This is a genomic window from Streptomyces sp. DH24, assembly GCF_029813775.1.
Taxonomy (GTDB): domain Bacteria; phylum Actinomycetota; class Actinomycetes; order Streptomycetales; family Streptomycetaceae; genus Streptomyces.
Genome location: NZ_JARVKW010000014.1, coordinates 1 through 17,281 on the forward strand (window position 1 = coordinate 1; position 17,281 = coordinate 17,281).

A 17,281-nucleotide genomic window follows, 5' to 3' on the forward strand; every position below is an offset into this window, starting at 1 on the left:
ACCCGCTGGAATAGCTCCCACAGCTCATCCGGCACCAGCCGCTCAACAATCCCCACGACCTGTCGCACCTACGACTCGCTCGAGCAGTCGGCCTCGATCCAGGTCGCCTGGAGGTCACGGCAGATAAAGGTGAGTGTGCCGTCCCAGCAGGCGATCTCGTGGCTGCAGCCGTCCCTGTGCGGCAGGACCTCGTCGAGGATCACAGTCCCGAGGCCCGTTCCTCGGTCCTCGTCGGCGGGATCGATGATGAAGCCGGACACCCCTGCGTAGCGGATCAGCAGGTCTTGATCGTGCTTCCAGCAGTTGTGCTGGAACTCGACCTCCATCTCCTCACTGCCGGCGGCCCGGACGGCCCGGAGTGTCAGGTCCTTCACACATCGCCTGCTGCTGAAGTCGTAGTGGCCCGAATCAGTGGCGAAGGCTCTGGCGCCCGGCGGCAGGTCACCGGAGATCGAGGATAGGTGGCTCAGGTAGGGGGCCGGGTCCAAGACCCCTGACAGGTCGCCGACCTGCGCATCAAGATTGATGTACTCCATCGACCTTCGCCCCCACTCATGACTTTCCACTGGCCGACGAATCGTCGCACAGACTCACCAAATGAGATGCCGTCTTAACAGGTCAAGGCCCTGCTGGAGTCCAACGCCGACCTTGGTCGTCGTGTCCGGCGCCGCCGCCTCGAGCAGGTCGGCTCCAGGACGCTGTCCCTGGCAGCTGTCCGGGAGCACGACCTGCTGACGGGCGCCTGAGCAGTTGCTCCGGACCCGCGCGCCTACGACGTACCGGGCGGGTCGCGCAGGATGTCCGTGGTGATGTCCGGCAATGACCTGCCGGTGCGGAGGGCCTCGGCGCGCATGAGGGCGAGGGCGTCCTCAGGGCTGATCCGCCGTCGGGCCGCCAGGGCTCCGACGGCACGCCAGGTGTCGAACCAGTGGGCACGGACCACCTGCTCCGGCTCCCACGCCGGGGCGTCGTTCCCCGTGAGCAGCATCTCGCGGGTGGGCATGAGCGTTGCCGTCACCGCGTCGGCCACGTGGGGCGCCTGCTCCAGGGCGTCCTCATCGAGAGCGCGGGGCCGTGTCGACAGCAGGTCTACCGATCCGAGGACGTAGTCGCCGAAGAACAGGGGGAGCGCGTACACCGAGCCCACTTCCGGGAGCTTCTCGCGCGCCATCGCCCCGAACAGCGGCCAGGGCGTCAGTTCCTGCCGCAGGTCGTCCACGGCCACGGGCTCGCCGGTCTGCGCGGCACTGATGCAGGGCCCCTCCAGCACCGTGAACTGGATCTCCTCCAGCAGCAGGGCGGCATCGTCCGACGCGGCGAGCAGCTGGCGGGAAGGGGTGTCGGTGAGCAACGACAAGGTGGCACCGTCCACGCCGAGTCCCTCGCACACCGCCGCGCACACCCGCCGGGGAACCTCCTCGCCGGGGGTGCCCGCCGCGGCTTCCGCGACCAGCCGCACCGCCTTCGTCGCCTCGGCCGTCATCCGGCCCTCCGCAGCCCTGACGCATGTGCCCCGATGCCCACCGTCACGTGTCTCCCTGTGTCATCCGAGCGGACGGCCACCGCCGCCGACTCACCGCCCCTGTGCCCGCGGCGGACGCCGATCCGCGCATGTCGGGTGCCCTGTGTCGCCGCATGCAAGCCACGTACGGCACATGAGACCTGGTCGACTCGGGGGAGGGCAAGCGGCGGGGCCGCCGCTCCCACGGCTGCCGCAGCCGCAGCAGATGCGGGGGGAAGTAAACGAGCTTGCCAGCTGGTGGTGCCGAAAAGAGGCAGTTGAACGACTCGCCTGCTCACCGGCCCCTGACACCCCGGCACGACCGGACCTCCGGGATCTCCCGGACGAGTCTCCCGCTGGTGTTCCCGATGTGGACTGCTCAGGTCGCTACTGGGGCGGCTCCCGACGACCCGGACCGCCTTGGTCGGGACGGTGACGTCATGGGCTGCGAGGCCAAGTGATCCACCCTGTATTCCACCACTCCGCTGGCAGACGGCCGGCCCCGCCCGCGGTCGGTGCCGCGGCCTTGGCTTCGCCGGCCGGGACGTGACGGCTCTGCGGGCCTCGCTGCTCGGAGCCCAACGCCTCTTCGGCGCCACCTTCGCCTTCTCCTCCCTGGCCACGCCCTTCTTCCTGGGCACCGTGGCGGGCGCGGTGGCCTCCGACCGGGTCCCCGCAGGCATCACCCAAGACGACACCGTCTCCAGCTGGCTCAACCCCACCTCCCTGATCAGCGGGGCTCTCGCGGTGGGAACCGCCGCCCGCCTCGCCGCGGTCTATCTCACCCGAGACGCCTTCACCGCTGCGACCGCGTGGGCCGTCGGTACGGCAACGGCTTGGCGCGCGGGGGGCACCCGGCCCTCGCCGGACGATCCGGCCTTCGCCGTGCTCAACAGCGTGAGCCCGGCTGCGGTGATCGCCCACCTGACGGGCTGGCCGCGCAGGCGGACGCGGCTTGGTCTTCCGTGGCTCACGGACTGCGAAGGGCTTGGCCCGCGGCTTGTGCCGTACTACAACCCGATCCTCTACGTCTCCGGTACCGCGGCCGTGGCAGCCTTGCTCCTGGAGAACGACTCCGCTCCGCGACGCCTGCCGCTGCTGACTACTGCGCTGTTCCCGTCCTCGTCGCCGCCCAGCGTGCGGAACACCGCCGGCTGAAGGCGATCGCGGCGGCCCGCCCCGGCTGGTGGAACCGCCGTCTTGTTGAAGCCGGACATTTCGCTCGACACCACGGCTGATCAACGCCGTGTGGCGCCGATGCCTGGCTGATGAGGCGCTGGCTCGTTGTCGGCCTGCGCGGGGCCGTCGCCGCAGAGCTCCCCGAGCGGCGAAGCCGGCCGGGACTCCCGCCTCAGCGACCTGCACAGCGAGCTGGAGCGAGCACACCTTGCTCTGCCTGCTTCAGCGACCGCCCGGCACGGCCGTGACTTTGCTCATCCCCGGGGTCCTTACAGTTTGCGTGGCTCAGCGTTTCTGGCCGGGTCAGTGATGTCGATGCCCGCCGGAATGAAGCCGCGCTGCCCCTTGGCGGCCAGTTCCTCGAGGTGCTGTTGATAGCGGTCAGGGGTGACGACTTTGACGTTGAACAGCATCCGGGCGTGGTCGACGCCGCAAAGTTCGGCGCACTTCCCCCGGAAGGTGCCTTCGCGGTTGGGGGTCACCTCGAAGGCATTGACATTGTGGCCCGGGAAAACGTCCTGCTTCATCAGGAACGGCAACACCCAGAAAGAATGGATGACGTCACGCGAGGACAGGACGAACCGGACCTCCTCGCCCACCGGTAGCCACAGCGTCGGGCCGGGATTACCGGTCTGCGGGTTGCGGGTGCTGGGGACGCCCACGTCGTAGACACCTTCGGCGCCTTCGGGGAAATCCTTGCTGTACCTGTCCGGAACGATCCTCAGGTCGGGATCGGCGTTCGCGTTGCCCGTATCTGCCTTGCCGTCCACGTTCTCGATGTAGTTGAAGCCCCAGCTCCACTGGAAGCCGACCACGCCGATCGTGTGGGCCGGCCGTTCGGAGAGTGCGAGGAGCTCGGACTCGTCGCGGGCGGTGAAGTAGAAGAGGACCGAGACGGTGATCAGCGGAACCGTGGTGTACAGCGCCTCGATCGGCATGTTGTACCGGGTCTGCGGGGGAACCTCGACCTTCGTCCTGCTGCGCCGGTGGAAGATCGCCGCCCACAGGATCAGCCCCCAGACCACCACTCCCACGGCCAGCGCAGCCGCCCAGGACCCCTGCCACAGGGGAAAGGATCCGCGGAGCCTCCTCCGTTACCGGGGTGGGCATCCCCAGGCGGGGGAAGTCCTTGTACGCACAACTGGTGGCGGTCGCCAGGACCAGGCCCGCAGTCAGTGTCGCTCTCGAGCCTGCATCTCCTCGTCCAAGACTTGGGGTGACAAGCGGCCGGCTGTCATTCCACCCGGATGGCTGCCCTCCAGGAGGTCGTCAAAGCCGTCGCCGATGCATGGAGCTGTTGAGGGAGCTGCTGCGGTAGCGATGATCATCGACCACGACACCGGCTGTAGGCCCGTCAGAGTGGGCGCCCAGCGGGCGGCGGTGCCCTGCTTCCGTTTCGTGGCCTCGCGTTCCTCACGCAGCCGTTCCTCAACCACCTTCTCGCCGCCCGGCCCTGCCAGGCGGGTGAAGGGATGGATCATCTCCTCCTCGGCCGTCTCGTGCACGGCGAGCAGGCGGACGAGGCGGCGAAAGGCGGCCCGCCGCTCGTCCCCGGTGGTCTTCTCCACCTCGTCGAGCAGATTGCGGATGTCGCCGTACTGGCGCCCTGCCGACGGTCACCGAGTGCCCCGGCTGCACTGGTCAACCTCTGTTTGGAGCCGGTCGGGGCAGCTCCACGTCGGGTGCGACGGGCACGGGCACGTCCGCCGGCCGTGTACCAGCCCACCCCCAGCACCACCGCCAGGGCAGCGTCCACCACGTCGCCGCCGTAGTACATCCATTGGGCGCCGCTGTGTAGGTCGGCAGGAGTGAAGTCGGTGCCGGGCGGCGGCAGCGCGTACAGGGTCTTGGCGAGCACCGCGTGCGCGGCGCCGGCGGCCAGCAAGGTGGCACCGCGTACGGCGACACTCCAGCGACGGCGCACCGGATCGAGCTGGCACACGGCGAAGGTGAACACGAGCCCTGCCGCCAGCATGTGCGCGTGCACCACGCCGTGCAGCAACGGCTGGTGCCGCATGGCCGCGAACAGCTCCGTCCGATACAGCAACCAGAGGCCGCCCACGTTCAGCAGAGCCGCCAGCGGTGGGAGGACGAGCCAGTCGACGGGACGGGATCGCGCGAGGACCCGCAGGCGTCTTCGTAACCGGCCGGGCCTGAGGGCTCGCAGGGCGAGGGTGAGGGGGCGGGCCGCGACGAACAGCAGCGGGGCGGCCATGCCGACGACGAGGTGCTGGATCATGTGCCCGGTGAACGGTCCTCCCGGCGCAGCTCCCCCCGACGCCCAGGCCGTACCGACGCCCCCGGCGGTGAACGACACATCCCGCCACCGGGGCCAGGCATCACCACGGCGCCGCAGACGCCCCGCGGCCAGCAGATACGCCACCGCCACCAGCAGCGCGGCCACGACGGTGAGCAGCTGGCCCGTCCCGGGTCCGGTGGCCGGGCCGGGGTGGACGTGCGCGAGTGTCACGACGCCGGCCCGGCCCCGCTGCGGCGGGCCGCACGCAGGGCCAGGATCACGCCGATGAGCAGCAGGACCAGGCCGGCGATGTTCCACGCCCAGTCGTACGGGGTGACGTCCACCCCGTAGCGGATCTGGTGCAGGCGCAGCAGTTTGTGGTCCACGATCCCGTCGAACAGCTGGAAGACGCCCAGTCCGAGGAAGAAGCCCGGCCAGGCGTGGGCCGGCACCAGGGCCCCGCGGCGGCGCAGATCGGCGTAGAGGAAGAACCCCGCGACCAGAGCAAGCAGTTCGGCGGTGTGCAGCAGTCCGTCGGACAGCAGGCCCACGCCGGAGGTGGAACGATCGTAGAAGTGGTGCCACCCCAGGATCTGATGGAAGATGATCTCGTCGACCGAGGCCATGACCGCCGCACCGATCAGCGCGCAGACGGCCATGGACCTGCGGGTCGCGGAGCCGGTGTCCGGTGCGGTGTCGGACCGGGCGGAGTCGCTCATGGCTCTTCCTTCCCGCTGTACGACGACGTCGGCTGGGGATGCCCGGCGCCGGGTACCCGCCAGGACAGGGCCAAGCACAAGTGCACCGGCCCTCAAGGGAGAGGAGAACACGCTTCAGGACAGGGACGGGGAACGCCGCCCATGCCCGATGTCGCAGGAGTTGGAGGCCGGTTCCCGCGCCAACCGGCATCGCAGCGGTCACTCGGCCGGCGGCACAGCGAGGACATGGGTGGATTCGGCACGCGGACGGCCAGTCGTCCGGCCGGGACGCCTGCTGGGCGATCACCGATGCCGGGCGGTGTCTTCCCTACGTCGATGTCGTGGTCTCGTCGCCCTCTCCGGTGTCCGGTTCGGCGCGCTTTTCGGCGCCCGTCTCCAGGTAGCCGGGGTCGTCGCCCGCGACCCGGCCCACGAAGACGTCGTTGGGCGTCGTCCCCGTCGTGCTGTGCCGGTCCGCCGCCTCGGTGTCCGGCTTACCGCCGGTGTCCTCCGGCCGACCCGAACGGACCTCTGCGGAGGGCTCGTTCGTGCGACCCCCCAGGTGTTCGCGGACCCATGACCACGCGGACATGATGCCTCCCGATCAGAAGATGCGTGCGACGTCGACGGCGTGCCCGTGGTGCCCTCGGCACCCAGCGCCGCAGGGTGCCCTCGGCACCCAGCGCCGCACCGGGTTGGTTCACCGTCGTTTGCGGCGCATCGCGACGGCCGCGGCCAGCACCAGAACCCCGGCGAGCCCGGTGAAGACCTTCTTGGCAGTGGCCATGGGCGTGCTCAGTCCGAAGGCGTCGCGCATCCGGTCGTAGAGACCGAGCGGCACCCCCAGGACCGCGTTGCCGGGCGGGCGCCGCGGGATGACGGGGTGGGGATGGGTGGGCGCGCTGCGTCGCACCGTGTCCCATGCCGTGCCGAGCCGGCGCAGCTGCGCGGCGGGCAGCGCTTCCTGCAGCCGGGGCAGCACGAGGTCCTCCTCGTCGCGGATGTCCTGCCGTATCAGCGCGAAGACCCGCCGTACCTTCTCCTCACGCTCGGAAGAACCCGGACTCAGGCGTTCGATGTCGGCGACAAGATCGTTGATCTGCTGGTGTTCCTCCTCGACCCGCAAGGTCAACTCGTGCCCGTCCTCGACCGAGCGCCGGACGGCCGGCCACAGCACGGTCTCCTCGGCGAAGGCATGGCTGAAGACCAGCTGGACGGTCTCCTGCAGGACCGGTTCGCGGTCCTCGCCGTCCGCCAGGGTCTGATAGCGGTCCATCAACCTGTCCATCTCGACATGATCACGGCGTTGCCGGGCCAGCACGCTGCTCGGGCCGCCCAGTTGCTCAACCGTCTGCTCTTTGATCGTCTCGGGCATGGATCTCTCCTCTGCGCAGACCGGCCGCGACGCCCGTCCGCCCCAGCGGCTGTTGACAGTGTCCAGTAGCGGGTACCCCGACGCGGTGTAGCGCACCTTTTGTGGTGTTTCAACACGCTGCTCGGCCCGGCCCGGTCGCCGGGCACGTCAGGTGCCGGTCAGCAGGTCGCCCTCCTGTACTGCTGTCAGGGACAGCGTCTTGTAGCCGACCTGCTCGAACAGCACGACGAGGCGGTCCTCCTCCGTGCGCATCACGGTGCCCGCACCCCACTCCGCGTGGCGCACCCGGTCGTTCGTCTCATAGGGCCCGCCGTGCCCGGGCGGGGGAGCGGCGTCCCGGTGCCCGGCCCCGGCGGCGGGGTGCTCGGCCTCGCGGTCGCACACGTCGCACCGCCCGCACGGTTCGTCGAGCTGCTCGCCGAAGTAGCCCAGAAGGTACTGACGGCGGCAGGTGGGCGTCTCGGCGTAGCCGCGCATCATCTCGATGCGCGAGCGGTCGACGCGCCGCCGCCGCTCGAACTCCCGCGCCGCTCCTTCCGCGGCCTCGTCCGCCGTGCGGCCGGGCAGAGCCCGGACCGCGCGGCGCCTGCCCTCGACGGTCACCGCTCCTGCCTCTTCCAGCAGGTTCAGCAGATCGCTGGTCTTCCGGCGCGACAGGCCGCACAGCCGCGCTGTCCGGCTACGGCTCTGCGGGACGTCCTGGCCGAGCAGCGTGGCCATGATCCGGCGCAGTGCGTCGGCGTCCAGGGCCCGGGCCGTGAGGAACTTCTGCAGGCCCAGGTCCTCGGGGCGGTAGAACAGCACCGCCTCTGCCGGCTCCCCGTCCCGGCCGGCGCGTCCGATCTCCTGGTAGTAGGAGTCCAGTGACTCCGGGACGGACGCGTGGGCGACGAACCGTACGTCGGGCTTGTCGATGCCCATCCCGAAAGCGGAGGTGGCCACCACCACGGCGGGAGCGCCGGCCATGAAGCCGTCGTGGATCCGGCAGCGGTCGGCCGCCTTCATGCCCGCGTGGTACGCCTCGGCGTCCACCCCGTCCTGCCGAAGTCGCCCCGCGTACGTCTCGGCGTCCTTGCGGGTGGCGGTGTAGAGGATGCCCGGAGCGCACGCCTTGGCCGTCCAGCGAGAGACGGCCTCACGTTCGGCGGGGTCGTCGGTGAAGGTGCGCACCGCCAGGTGGATGGTGGGCCGGTCGGTCCCGGTCGTCACGACGTGAGCCTCGCGCATGTGCAGGTGCTCGACGATGTCCGCCCTGACCGGGGCCGCGGCCGTCGCCGTCAGAGCGAGTACCGGCGGGCGGCCCAGTCGTTCGGCGGCCTCGCCCAGGTTCAGGTAGTCGGGACGGAAATCGTGTCCCCAGGCGGAGACGCAGTGGGCCTCGTCCACGACGAACAGCGAGGGGCCCAGTTCCCTCAGCTGTTCCACGACACTGTCTTTGGTCAACTGCTCGGGGGACAGGAACAGGTACTCGGCATCACCGTCCCGGATCGCCCGCCAGCCCCTCTCCGTGTCCGACTCGGGCTGTGCGGAGTTCACGGCCACGGCGTCCGGTGCCGCGCTCTCCCGCAGGCCGGCGACCTGGTCGCGCTGCAGCGCGATCAGCGGCGACACCACGACCGCGGGACCACCGAGCACGACGGTCGGCACCTGATAGATCGCCGACTTGCCGGAACCGGTGGGCATGACGACCAGCACGTCGCGGCCCTCGAGCAGTGCCTCCATCGCCTCCGTCTGCTCGGCGGCCAGGTCGCTCCACCCGAACCGTTCCCGGGCGACCGTCCGCGGACTGCAGGCTCACCTCCAGGACGCCGATGCAGTCGCCGCGGTTGGTGACCGGCGTGATGGCGCGCCGTCCGCCCTGGCCGCCCGGTTCCACCTTCTGGCGCTGGCTCTGCAGGACGCTGTCGTAGACGCTGCCCTGCAGGTCGATCGGCTCGCCAGGGGCCGCGGGCTCATCGCCGGTCAGGCGTACCAGCCGCTGGCCGATGAGGTGGACGAACAGGAAGGACACGGCCTCGGCACCGAACCGCTTCTGCAGGTCGTGTGCCACCACGCCGACGGACTCACCGGGCGGGGCCGCTTCCGCAGCGGCCAGCAACTCGCCCAATTCCAAGATCTCCACCCTTCACAGCAACCTCCTGTCGGTTGCCGCACCTTCTTCCCCGAGTCTGCGCAACCTCGCATATTTTGCCCATTTTGCCTGGTCGGAGCGGCGCTCCAGATCGGTGCGAGCACGTCCCGCCTCCGTCAGGCGGCGTTCGTGGGTGCTCGTGCGGCCGGTGCGTCGGCGGACATGGGATGCAGAGGAAACAGCATGTCGACTGCATGGCGAGCGAACCGGGAACGGGCGGATGCCGCTCCGGTCCACGGTGATTGCTCGACGCGGTGCCGGTGCGGCCCTCGGCCAGGTTTGGTTGCCAGTGGAGGGGGCGACGTCCGATCCCAAAAACTGGCGCCCACGTGCTCGACGAAAGATCATACGGGAACAAGCCTTGGCTCCGCCCAGGTCGATGGAAGGCGGGATGGAAGCTCCCCGTGCACGCCACTTCCGGTCCGTGTCCGGGACGGCGTCCCGGGCGCCTCGCAGTCTGAGCGCCCGAGGGAGGCCGCGTCATCGGATCCGACGCCGCAGCGAGACCCTCATAACTGGCAAGCCGCTGTGAAGGCCACCTCCTGCAGTGGCGTCCTGAGGGTGCAGGCAGGTCTGCGATGGTTACCCCGCCCCTGAGGGGTACCCGCCTTCACGTAATGCACATAACGGGCAAATCGGAGGTCGGAATGGCAACGCATCCCCGGTCGGACATGGAAACGCACCCCGACATCCTCGCCATGCGCAGTCGACATGAGATGGCCGAGCGTGTCGCGAGTACTCCGAGGGCGCAGGCCGTCGAGGCGATGGCCCTGATCACGGGCCTCTACCTGGCGGCCTCACCGTGGATCGCGGGTTTCAACGGCTTTTCCACCCTGGCCGTCAACAACTTGATCGTCGGTATCGCATACGCCGTGATCATGAGCGGTGGCTTTGGTCGGGCATACGAGCGCTCGCACAGCATGGCGTGGGCCGCTTGCGCACTCAGCGTGTGGACGATCTTTGCGCCCTGGGTTGTAGCAGGAGACGTCAGTACCACCAGGACCATAGTCAACAACATCATCGTCGGCGTGATCGCGCTCCTGCTGGCCCTTATGGCCGCCGCAGCCGCCCGCCCGGTGGATCGGTCGTCCGGCGATCACTCATCCCCGCCCAGGTGATCGAGCTGGATCCGAAGGTCGTGGCACCTACCGCTACCGCGCTACCGGGAGCCGCCTGTTGTCGGTGCTTTGGCCCCCGTCAGGCCGCTCCTGGCGGAGGCGGGCTTGCCCGGTCGTCAGCTCCGTAAACAGCGACGAGTTCCGCGTAATCAATCAGCGTCCAGGGCGCCCCGGAGGCTCGGACTGCCACGGCCGGCCGAGCCGTGGTCGGCAAGCTACCTTGAAGCCACCTCTGGCCCTCGCGGGCCACCGAACTTACGGCCCTGCTTCGGTGTGAGTTTCCGACGCCCGCGCGTACGCCCCGGCGCCGGCCTTATGGAACTGCGCATCACCACCGACAGTGTCGGCGTCACTGTGTGGGACAGCGACCTCACGGTCCCCACCGACCGGGGCCGGCCGACCTCGGCAGGATCGGTCAGTACGGCCTCGAGATCGTCATGGCCTTCACAGTGCTTGTCAATCAGCAGGAGCCGGTCGGCAAACGCATCACGCCTTGTCACCATTTTCTCCTGTGCACACCAAGCAGCGCCCTACTGGCGAAAGATCCACGAACACTCGAGCGGCTGGAGCTGCTTCATGACGCGGCAACCCGCATCAGCGGCTCCCTGGACCTCACCCGCAATGCCGAGCAGTTCGCTGTAGCGGCGGCCAGTGGGTGCTGGCCCCGAGAGGGCCATCCGGTCGGTGCGACCTTCCGGATTGGCCACGAAGAAGCCGAGCACCTGCGCAAAGGCACGCCCGGTCTCCTGCCGGATCTGCATCTAATCCGGGCGGAGCTGATGGACGACGCGGAAGGAGCCCCGCTCATGCTGCCCCCGGCCGCCACAGCCCTGACGGTGCTGCCGCCGCTGGTCAGAGGTGGTGTACTGGGGGCGGTAGGACTCTGGCGCCCCGGGGAACGGGCCCCATTCGATCCGGCGGATGAGATCGGCGCTCGGGCCTCGCTGAGCCTCGACAGAGGACTCCGCGGTCAAGGCCCGCACCCAGGCGATCAATCAGCTCGAGGCCGTCCTGGTCATGGCCGACCCCGCTCTACGGGAACGCTTGTCTGGTCTGGGTAACCGCGAGCTGTTCCGCACATGCGCGCGCCTCGGCCTGCGCGACGGCGGGGGCGACGAGGACGCGGTGGCCCGGGCCACCCATATGACCCTGAGCATGCTCGCCGAGCGCATTGAGCAGCTCACCGGGCAGATCGACGAGCTGAACCGACGCCTGACCCGGCGCAACTGCTCGTACCGGTGGGCATCGGCCCGGACAGTGCCGTCACCTTGCTGATCGCCATGGGAGACAATCCCGAGCGGCTGAGCACTGAGGCTTCCTTCGCCGCTTTGTGCGCGGTCAGTCCCATCGAGTACTCCTCGGGCCGCCGGACCTCGCGTCGCCTCAACCATGGCGGCGACCGGCAGGCGAACGCCGCCGTGCACCGCATCGTGTTCACCCGGCTGCGCTTCGATCCCTGCACCCAGGCGTACTACGAACGCCGCACGGACGAGGGCAAGACCCGACGTGAGATCATTCGATGCCTCAAGCGATATGCCGCCCGAGAGGTCTTCAACCTGGTCAGGACGGTATCCACCAAACCCCGTTATAGGGGCGTCCGTGATACGTGAGAGGGTCTGGGGCGTGAGTGAGACAGTGCCGAACACCCTGCAATACCGCTTTGACGGGCCAGAAGACGCTCCCGTCCTGATCCTGGGTCCCTCACTGGGTACCACATGGCACAGGTTGTAGAGACCGTCCAGGGCCGTCTACGCCAGTCCACTACGGGCATGAAATTGCAGGTCGGAGCGTCTTGGTCCGAGAGCGTCTGCCCAGTTGGTGATGGCTGTGTGATACGCGGGTGATATGGCGATGCCCTGCCGAGGCGCGTCCTGGCGGGGAGTCTGCCCGGATCCGTGAGGCATCGAAGCCGCACCGGAGCGCTCCGGTGCGGCTTCGCCGTGAGGTCGAACGTGCTGGCGCGCACGATGCGGTCGGTGCCGCTAAGGAGTCCGCGTGCCTGTGCCACTCTCGGGTGCCTGATTTGCGATCGCACCCGCTCATCCGTCCGTACCGGGGTGCGTTTTTCCCCAGCGCGACCGGGACGCGTGAGTGCGGGAGCGGTTACGGCCGGATCGACTGACTGGCCACCGGCACAGCTGAACTGGCCATCTCGGCCTGTGGCCAGGCCACGGCTGCTTCGCTGTCGCGTGTGAGGTCCATGTGGACGTCGATCCGTGCTCCCGGAACTGTTACGAACGCCGCATCGGGAACCCGCGCGAGAGGGTCCTTGACGTTCATCCAGCCGACGTCGAATGGATGAGCAACAACACCGAAAGCTGGACGGTCACCGTCGAGAAGCAGGACGGGGCTGCCTCCCTGGCGGAGGCGCTGCACGCCCTGATCGCAGAGGATTCCGACCAAGGCGTGCGTATGGGACGGCTTCACTCCAGTTTGCAGCGCGCGGCAGGCGGCGCGCCCGGCTACGTCAGGCTTTACGAGCTCCACGTTTCTCCCGAGTTCCGACAAAGGGGAGTGGCACGAGCTTTGGTCGATGAGTTGTTTGCTCGGGTGCCCGCTCGGATTTTCATACGTTCCTGGACCCGACGAAATTGCTCGCACCGGTGGCCACCGGCCCGGACGGCGCCGTCACCTTGCTGGTCATCATGGGAGACAATCCCGAGCGGCTGAACATGGAGGCGTCCTTCGCCACCCTTCGCGCAGTCGGGCCCAGCTGGAACGCGAGTCCGCTACTTCTGGTGCCGTCTTGGCCCGGTCGGGTGCACGGCGGGGGCGTCCGCCCGCAGCGGGGTACGGCTGTGTCATGAAGGCACTGGTGATCAATTGCACGCTCAAGAAGTCCCCCGAGCCGTCCAACACTGCCGCGCTGGCCGAGGTCGTCGGCGACTGGCTGGCGGAGAACGCTGACGTCGAGGTCGAGTACGTCCGAGCCGTTGATCTCGACATCCACCCCGGCGTGGTCAGTGAAGCCGTCGCCGCAGGCGATGACTGGCCCGCGGTGCATGCCAAGCTGCTGCGGGCGCAGATTCTCGTCATCGCCTCGCCGACCTGGCTCGGCCGGCCGTCCTCGGTCGCCCAGCGCGTCCTGGAACGCATGGACGCCATGCTGTCCGAGACGGACGACGAGGACCGCCCCGTCGCCTACAACCGCGTCGCGGGAGTCGTCGTCACCGGGAACGAGGACGGGGCGCACCACGTGATCAGCGAGATCAACGGCGCTCTGTGCGACATCGGCTACACCGTCCCCGGCCAGTCGTGGACCTACTGGCACCTGGGCCCCGGGCCGGGCCCGGACTACCTCGACGACCGACGCGGTCACGACTGGTCCCACAAGACCGGCCGCGCGATGGCCGCCAACCTGTGCGGCACCGCGCGTGCGCTGGCCGCGAGCCCACTGGGCGCTCCGCCTCAGTGAGCCTTGCCCCGTGGCCCGGGAAGGACGGTGCTGGTCACTGTTTTGAGCCGGGCAGGAAGGAAACTCCGGGAGCAGTCGCGCATATCGGCCCTTGTGGCCGGGTGCCTTCCGTCGGCCGGTCGCCGCGGACGTGAGGAACGGAGGGACGCATGAAGGCTGTCGTGTGGCACGGACTGGGGGAAATTCGCCTGGACGACGTGCCGGAGCCGAAGATCGAAGACGCCCACGACGCGATCGTGCGCATCACGACGTCCGCGATCTGCGGCACGGACCTCCACTTCATCCGCGGCACCATGCCCGGCATGCAGGAGGGCCGGATCCTCGGCCACGAGGCGGTCGGCGTTGTGGAGGAGGTCGGACCGCAGGTGCGCAACCTCCGTCCCGGTGACCGCGTGGTGGTGCCGTCCACCGTCGCGTGCGGCACGTGCAGCTACTGCCGCGCCGGCTACTACGCGCAGTGCGACAACGCCAACCCCGGCGGTTCGCGGGCCGGCACCGTCTTCTTCGGCGGTCCACAGGCCGCCGGGGGCCTGGACGGGCTCCAGGCCGAGTACGCGCGGATCCCGTACGCCCACGTCGGACTGGTCCCGCTGCCGGACACCGTCGACGACGCCCAGGCCATCCTGCTCTCCGACATCTATCCCACCGCCTGGTTCGGGGCGCGGCTCGCTGAGATCGGCGCCGGGGACACCGTGGCGATCGTCGGGGCCGGACCGATCGGACAGGCCGCCATCGCCTGCGCCCGCCTCCAGGGCGCAGGGCGCATCATCGTCGTCGACGGTGTGGGCGACCGGCTGGAGCTGGCCCGCGACCAGCACGCCGAGACGGTCGACTTCAACGCCGAGGACCCGGTCGAGGCCGTGGTGCAGCTGACTGGCGGCATCGGGGCGGACCGGGTGGTCGACGCCGTGGGCGTGGACGCCCAGCGCCCGTCCCACGGGCCGGCGGCCGAAGCCCTGCGCAGTCAGGGCGAGCAGTTCGACCACGAACGGGACGAGGCGGCTCCGGAGCAGAACCCGGACGGAAAGACGTGGTTGCCCGGCGACGCGCCGTCGCTGGCGGCCCGCTGGGCGGTGCAGATGGCGGCCAAGGCCGGCACGATCGGCACCGTGGGGGTCTATCCGCCGCAGGTGCAGCACTATCCGTTCGGCGAGGCGTTCATGAAGAACCTCACGCTCAAGATGGGCAACTGCAACCACCGCCGCTACGTGCCCGAGCTGGTGTCGATGGTCGCCGCAGGCCGGCTCGACCCCACGCCACTGATCACCCGCTGGGTCGGAACCGAGGACGCGCTCGACGCCTACCGGACTTTCGACCGGCGCGAGTCCGGCTGGACGAAGGTGGCCCTCGGGGTCGCGGGCGACGGTTCCGTCGCACCCGGCCTCGGTGAAGCGGCAGGAACGGGAGCGGCGACCACAGCGGGCACGCAGGCCCGGGTGGCGACGGACCACGAGGGCGGGGGTGACCGGTCGTGACGGCGAAAGCGGGCGAGAAGGCACAGAAGACGGGCGACTTCTACTGCGCCAGTTGCAGCGAGAAGGTCCATGTCGAGGAAGGTGACAAGATCCCCTCCTGCCCGAACGGACACAAGGAGTTCGGGACCCGCCGCAACGAACCGGGCAACAAGTCCTGACCGGGCGGAGCGCTGCCGGTGGCCGAGCCACGTCAAGGGCTCCCACCCGGTGACGAGTCCCGGCCGCCCAGTGCCCCGGAGTGCTACACCACCGGCGCCGTCATGGCCCTGGGCGCTTTGACCGGTCGGCTCCTCGACGGGCAGGCCGCTCAGTGCGTACGGGGCCGGTCGTCGTGGCTGCTGGTTCCCGTGTCGCTGTGCCCCTGCGGGATGCCGGGGTCCGGCCGATGCTGTGGGTTTCCGTCGTCGTCGGGGAGGCCGATCAGTTTCTCGACGTCGAAGATCCGTGCGATCGGTACGTCCGTGCTGCTGTGGGCGACGATCGAGAAGGCGATGGTGACGGCGATCAGGGTGAACGCCTCCTCGCCCTGCGGGATGCCGGCCTGCAGCACCAGCAGTCCGTAGACCACCGAGGCGAATCCCTTGGGACCGAACCACGCCGCGGTGACTTTCTCCTTGCGGTTGAAGTCGGTGCCCACCAGGGACAGCAGCAGCGAGGCCGGGCGGATGAGGAAGATGGACAGGACCGCCACCGCGTAGCCGCCGATCGACAGCTCGCCGAAGAGGTGAGGGGTGAGCAGCGCGCCGAAGACCAGCAGCGCCGCGAACTTGGCCAGCTCGGCCAGGGCTCCTCCCAGCGGATCGAAGGCGTCCTTGGCCTGCGGCGCGAGTGCGGCGATCATCGCGCCGGCGGAGAAGGCGGCCAGGTAGGGGTTGGCGTGGGTGAGGTGGCAGGCCGCGTACAGGATGACTCCGACCGCCAGCGGCAGCAGGGGCTGGAGCGCGGGTTCCGCGCCCAACAGGCGGAACCGGACCAGCCAGTGCACGACCAGCGGCAGGGTCACGCCGAAGAGGAGTCCGAGGAGGAGTTCGCCGGCGATCGAGGCGAGACCGACGTCCTCGGCGTGGCCGGCGGGTGCGGCGGCCGCGATGAGGACGAGGACGAACGGCAGCGCGAGACCGTCGTTGACGCCGCTTTCGATGTTGAGCAGTTGCCGCAGCCGGGCGGGGACCTCCTCGCGGCCCACGATGGCCGAGGCGAACACCGGGTCGGTGGGTGCCAGCACCGCGCCGACCAGGAAGGACGTCGTCCAGTCCAGGCCCACCAGAAAGTGCGTCAGCAGCGCGACCCCGAGGAAGGCCAGCGGCATGCCCAGGCCGAGCGCGCGGGCCGGATTGCGCCAGGATCGGCGCAGGGCCGGGAAGGAGACGTGCATGCCGTCGGTGAAGAGCACCGCGAAGAGCGCCAGATCCGCGGTGACCCGGACGATGTCGCTGTCGGGGGTGATGTGGATCAGGCCGAGGAAGCCGTCGCTGACGAGCGCGCCGCCCACCAGGAACAGCAGCGAGGTAGAGAGCACCGACCGGGCGGCCAGCCCGGACAGCAGTACCGCCACCAGCAGCGCCACTCCGAAGACGATGACGAGTACCACCTGAAACGCTCCCCGCTGTCGACCGGCCTGTGTGACGTCGCCCTGGGACAGTAGGTGTCCCTGCCATGGCCTGAGCCTGGTACGCGTACCCGTCGGGGGCTTGCTCATTGCACAGTGCCGTCCGGATCAGCTGTGCCCGGAACGTGGTGACCGCAGGAGCGCGGACCCGGCCCGCAAGGGTCCGTGCCGCGGCGCGCTGACCGGTCCCTTGTTCAGACCGGACGCGGCTCCGAGCGCCGGCCGCGCAGGACGTTCCAACAGAACCGGATGCCTCGGAAGCAGAGAAGCAGCACCGCCAACTGGACGACACAGCCAGCGGCCGCCAGCGCGCCGTTGCCGACGGCGCGCAGGACCGAGCCGGCGAAGGCATTTCCACCCTCTTGTGTCGCGGCCGCCGCCGTACTGATAGGAATCGCCGTCTCCAGCATCCTGGCAAGCAGTGCCGCCGCCGCCAGTCCGGCACCGCCTTGAAGGAGCCTGCCCACGAGACCTCGTTTCGTCGACGGTCCGTGCACAGTGCCCTCCCTGTGTGCGTGCTCAACCACTGTCTCACCTCACC

The 17,281-nt window shown here is 69.3% G+C and carries 17 protein-coding genes and 5 pseudogenes; 8 read left to right on the forward strand and 14 right to left on the reverse strand.

Annotation, left to right across the window (positions count from 1 at the left end; translation table 11 throughout):
• Positions 1-68: 68 nt before the first annotated feature.
• Positions 69-536, reverse strand: coding sequence for a hypothetical protein (locus QC282_RS13610; RefSeq protein ID WP_279549577.1), 468 nt, complete (start codon positions 534-536; stop codon positions 69-71).
• Between the two features lie 233 nt (positions 537-769).
• Positions 770-1,483: a GAF and ANTAR domain-containing protein gene (locus tag QC282_RS13615; protein WP_279549578.1), complete on the reverse strand. Its 714-nt coding sequence runs from the start codon at positions 1,481-1,483 to the stop codon at positions 770-772.
• Positions 1,484-2,047: 564 nt separating this feature from the next.
• On the opposite strand from QC282_RS13615, the gene QC282_RS13620 reads away from it, so the two are divergent.
• A complete protein-coding gene (locus QC282_RS13620; RefSeq protein WP_279549579.1) occupies positions 2,048-2,659 on the forward strand; it encodes a hypothetical protein in 612 nt (203 codons plus the stop codon).
• A gap of 290 nt (positions 2,660-2,949) precedes the next feature.
• Here QC282_RS13620 and QC282_RS13625 read toward each other — a convergent pair.
• The 8 genes and pseudogenes from QC282_RS13625 to QC282_RS13660 all read right to left on the reverse strand — a co-directional run.
• Positions 2,950-3,856, reverse strand: a pseudogene (locus tag QC282_RS13625) (cytochrome c oxidase subunit II).
• 224 nt (positions 3,857-4,080) lie between these two features.
• Positions 4,081-4,284 (reverse strand): annotated as a pseudogene (locus QC282_RS13630) (hemerythrin domain-containing protein); the annotation flags it as partial.
• 119 nt (positions 4,285-4,403) lie between these two features.
• Positions 4,404-5,237, reverse strand: a pseudogene (locus QC282_RS13635) (cytochrome c oxidase assembly protein); the annotation flags it as partial.
• Entirely contained in the window at positions 5,147-5,638 is a 492-nt protein-coding gene (locus tag QC282_RS13640) for a DUF2243 domain-containing protein (RefSeq protein WP_279549580.1), read from the reverse strand. The pseudogene QC282_RS13635 and the gene QC282_RS13640, both read right to left, overlap by 91 nt.
• Positions 5,639-5,945: 307 nt before the next feature.
• Positions 5,946-6,209, reverse strand: a complete 264-nt coding sequence (locus QC282_RS13645) for a hypothetical protein (protein WP_279549581.1) — start codon at positions 6,207-6,209, stop codon at positions 5,946-5,948.
• 108 nt (positions 6,210-6,317) lie between these two features.
• Positions 6,318-6,992: a hemerythrin domain-containing protein gene (locus QC282_RS13650; protein WP_279549582.1), complete on the reverse strand. Its 675-nt coding sequence runs from the start codon at positions 6,990-6,992 to the stop codon at positions 6,318-6,320.
• Between the two features lie 147 nt (positions 6,993-7,139).
• A pseudogene (locus QC282_RS13655) lies at positions 7,140-8,768 on the reverse strand (RecQ family ATP-dependent DNA helicase); the annotation flags it as partial.
• 1 nt (position 8,769) lies between these two features.
• Positions 8,770-9,114, reverse strand: a pseudogene (locus tag QC282_RS13660) (serine/threonine-protein phosphatase); the annotation flags it as partial.
• 656 nt (positions 9,115-9,770) lie between these two features.
• Between QC282_RS13660 and QC282_RS13665 the strand changes: the two are divergent.
• Complete coding sequence (locus QC282_RS13665; RefSeq protein WP_279549583.1) at positions 9,771-10,241, forward strand: SPW repeat protein; 471 nt, start codon at positions 9,771-9,773, stop codon at positions 10,239-10,241.
• 530 nt (positions 10,242-10,771) lie between these two features.
• On the opposite strand, the gene QC282_RS13670 is transcribed toward QC282_RS13665, so the two are convergent.
• The gene (locus QC282_RS13670) at positions 10,772-11,002 is read right to left on the reverse strand and encodes a hypothetical protein (RefSeq protein ID WP_279549584.1); all 231 of its coding nucleotides are present in this window, start codon (positions 11,000-11,002) and stop codon (positions 10,772-10,774) included.
• 256 nt (positions 11,003-11,258) lie between these two features.
• On the opposite strand from QC282_RS13670, the gene QC282_RS13675 reads away from it, so the two are divergent.
• Together QC282_RS13675 and QC282_RS13680 are read left to right on the forward strand one after the other, a co-directional pair.
• The gene (locus QC282_RS13675) at positions 11,259-11,516 is read left to right on the forward strand and encodes a hypothetical protein (protein WP_279549585.1); all 258 of its coding nucleotides are present in this window, start codon (positions 11,259-11,261) and stop codon (positions 11,514-11,516) included.
• The gene (locus tag QC282_RS13680) at positions 11,480-11,851 is read left to right on the forward strand and encodes an IS110 family transposase (protein ID WP_279549586.1); all 372 of its coding nucleotides are present in this window, start codon (positions 11,480-11,482) and stop codon (positions 11,849-11,851) included. The genes QC282_RS13675 and QC282_RS13680 overlap by 37 nt, the downstream gene beginning before the upstream one ends.
• Positions 11,852-12,344: 493 nt before the next feature.
• Here QC282_RS13680 and QC282_RS13685 read toward each other — a convergent pair whose 3' ends face one another.
• Positions 12,345-12,728 (reverse strand): hypothetical protein, encoded by a 384-nt coding sequence (locus QC282_RS13685; RefSeq protein ID WP_279549587.1) that lies wholly within the window; start codon positions 12,726-12,728, stop codon positions 12,345-12,347.
• Here QC282_RS13685 and QC282_RS32405 point away from each other — a divergent pair.
• The 4 genes from QC282_RS32405 to QC282_RS13700 all read left to right on the forward strand — a co-directional run bounded on the left by QC282_RS32405 (position 12,624) and on the right by QC282_RS13700 (position 15,289).
• Positions 12,624-12,911, forward strand: a complete 288-nt coding sequence (locus QC282_RS32405) for a GNAT family N-acetyltransferase (RefSeq protein ID WP_369293050.1) — start codon at positions 12,624-12,626, stop codon at positions 12,909-12,911. The two genes, QC282_RS13685 and QC282_RS32405, sit on opposite strands and share 105 nt — an antisense overlap.
• Positions 12,912-13,044: 133 nt before the next feature.
• The gene (locus QC282_RS13690; protein ID WP_279549588.1) at positions 13,045-13,656 is read left to right on the forward strand and encodes a flavodoxin family protein; all 612 of its coding nucleotides are present in this window, start codon (positions 13,045-13,047) and stop codon (positions 13,654-13,656) included.
• A gap of 149 nt (positions 13,657-13,805) precedes the next feature.
• Complete coding sequence (locus QC282_RS13695; protein ID WP_279549589.1) at positions 13,806-15,131, forward strand: glutathione-dependent formaldehyde dehydrogenase; 1,326 nt, start codon at positions 13,806-13,808, stop codon at positions 15,129-15,131.
• On the forward strand, positions 15,128-15,289 hold the full coding sequence (locus QC282_RS13700; RefSeq protein WP_279549590.1) for a hypothetical protein: 162 nt from the start codon (positions 15,128-15,130) through the stop codon (positions 15,287-15,289). The genes QC282_RS13695 and QC282_RS13700 overlap by 4 nt, the downstream gene beginning before the upstream one ends.
• A gap of 149 nt (positions 15,290-15,438) precedes the next feature.
• Here QC282_RS13700 and QC282_RS13705 read toward each other — a convergent pair whose 3' ends face one another.
• Complete coding sequence (locus tag QC282_RS13705) at positions 15,439-16,722, reverse strand: sodium:proton antiporter (RefSeq protein ID WP_279549591.1); 1,284 nt, start codon at positions 16,720-16,722, stop codon at positions 15,439-15,441.
• A gap of 212 nt (positions 16,723-16,934) precedes the next feature.
• Positions 16,935-17,207: a hypothetical protein gene (locus tag QC282_RS13710; RefSeq protein ID WP_279549592.1), complete on the reverse strand. Its 273-nt coding sequence runs from the start codon at positions 17,205-17,207 to the stop codon at positions 16,935-16,937.
• Between the last annotated feature and the right edge of the window lie 74 nt (positions 17,208-17,281).

Excerpts from the sequence above, each read along its gene's own strand:
- QC282_RS13610 (WP_279549577.1), bottom strand. The coding sequence starts at position 536 with ATGGAGTACATCAATCTTGATGCGCAGGTCGGCGACCTGTCAGGGGTC.
- QC282_RS13615 (WP_279549578.1), bottom strand. The coding sequence starts at position 1,483 with ATGACGGCCGAGGCGACGAAGGCGGTGCGGCTGGTCGCGGAAGCCGCG.
- QC282_RS13640 (WP_279549580.1), bottom strand. The coding sequence starts at position 5,638 with ATGAGCGACTCCGCCCGGTCCGACACCGCACCGGACACCGGCTCCGCG.
- QC282_RS13645 (WP_279549581.1), bottom strand. The coding sequence starts at position 6,209 with ATGTCCGCGTGGTCATGGGTCCGCGAACACCTGGGGGGTCGCACGAAC.
- QC282_RS13650 (WP_279549582.1), bottom strand. The coding sequence starts at position 6,992 with ATGCCCGAGACGATCAAAGAGCAGACGGTTGAGCAACTGGGCGGCCCG.
- QC282_RS13665 (WP_279549583.1), top strand. The coding sequence starts at position 9,771 with ATGGCAACGCATCCCCGGTCGGACATGGAAACGCACCCCGACATCCTC.
- QC282_RS13670 (WP_279549584.1), bottom strand. The coding sequence starts at position 11,002 with ATGCAGATCCGGCAGGAGACCGGGCGTGCCTTTGCGCAGGTGCTCGGC.
- QC282_RS13675 (WP_279549585.1), top strand. The coding sequence starts at position 11,259 with ATGGCCGACCCCGCTCTACGGGAACGCTTGTCTGGTCTGGGTAACCGC.
- QC282_RS13690 (WP_279549588.1), top strand. The coding sequence starts at position 13,045 with ATGAAGGCACTGGTGATCAATTGCACGCTCAAGAAGTCCCCCGAGCCG.
- QC282_RS13695 (WP_279549589.1), top strand. The coding sequence starts at position 13,806 with ATGAAGGCTGTCGTGTGGCACGGACTGGGGGAAATTCGCCTGGACGAC.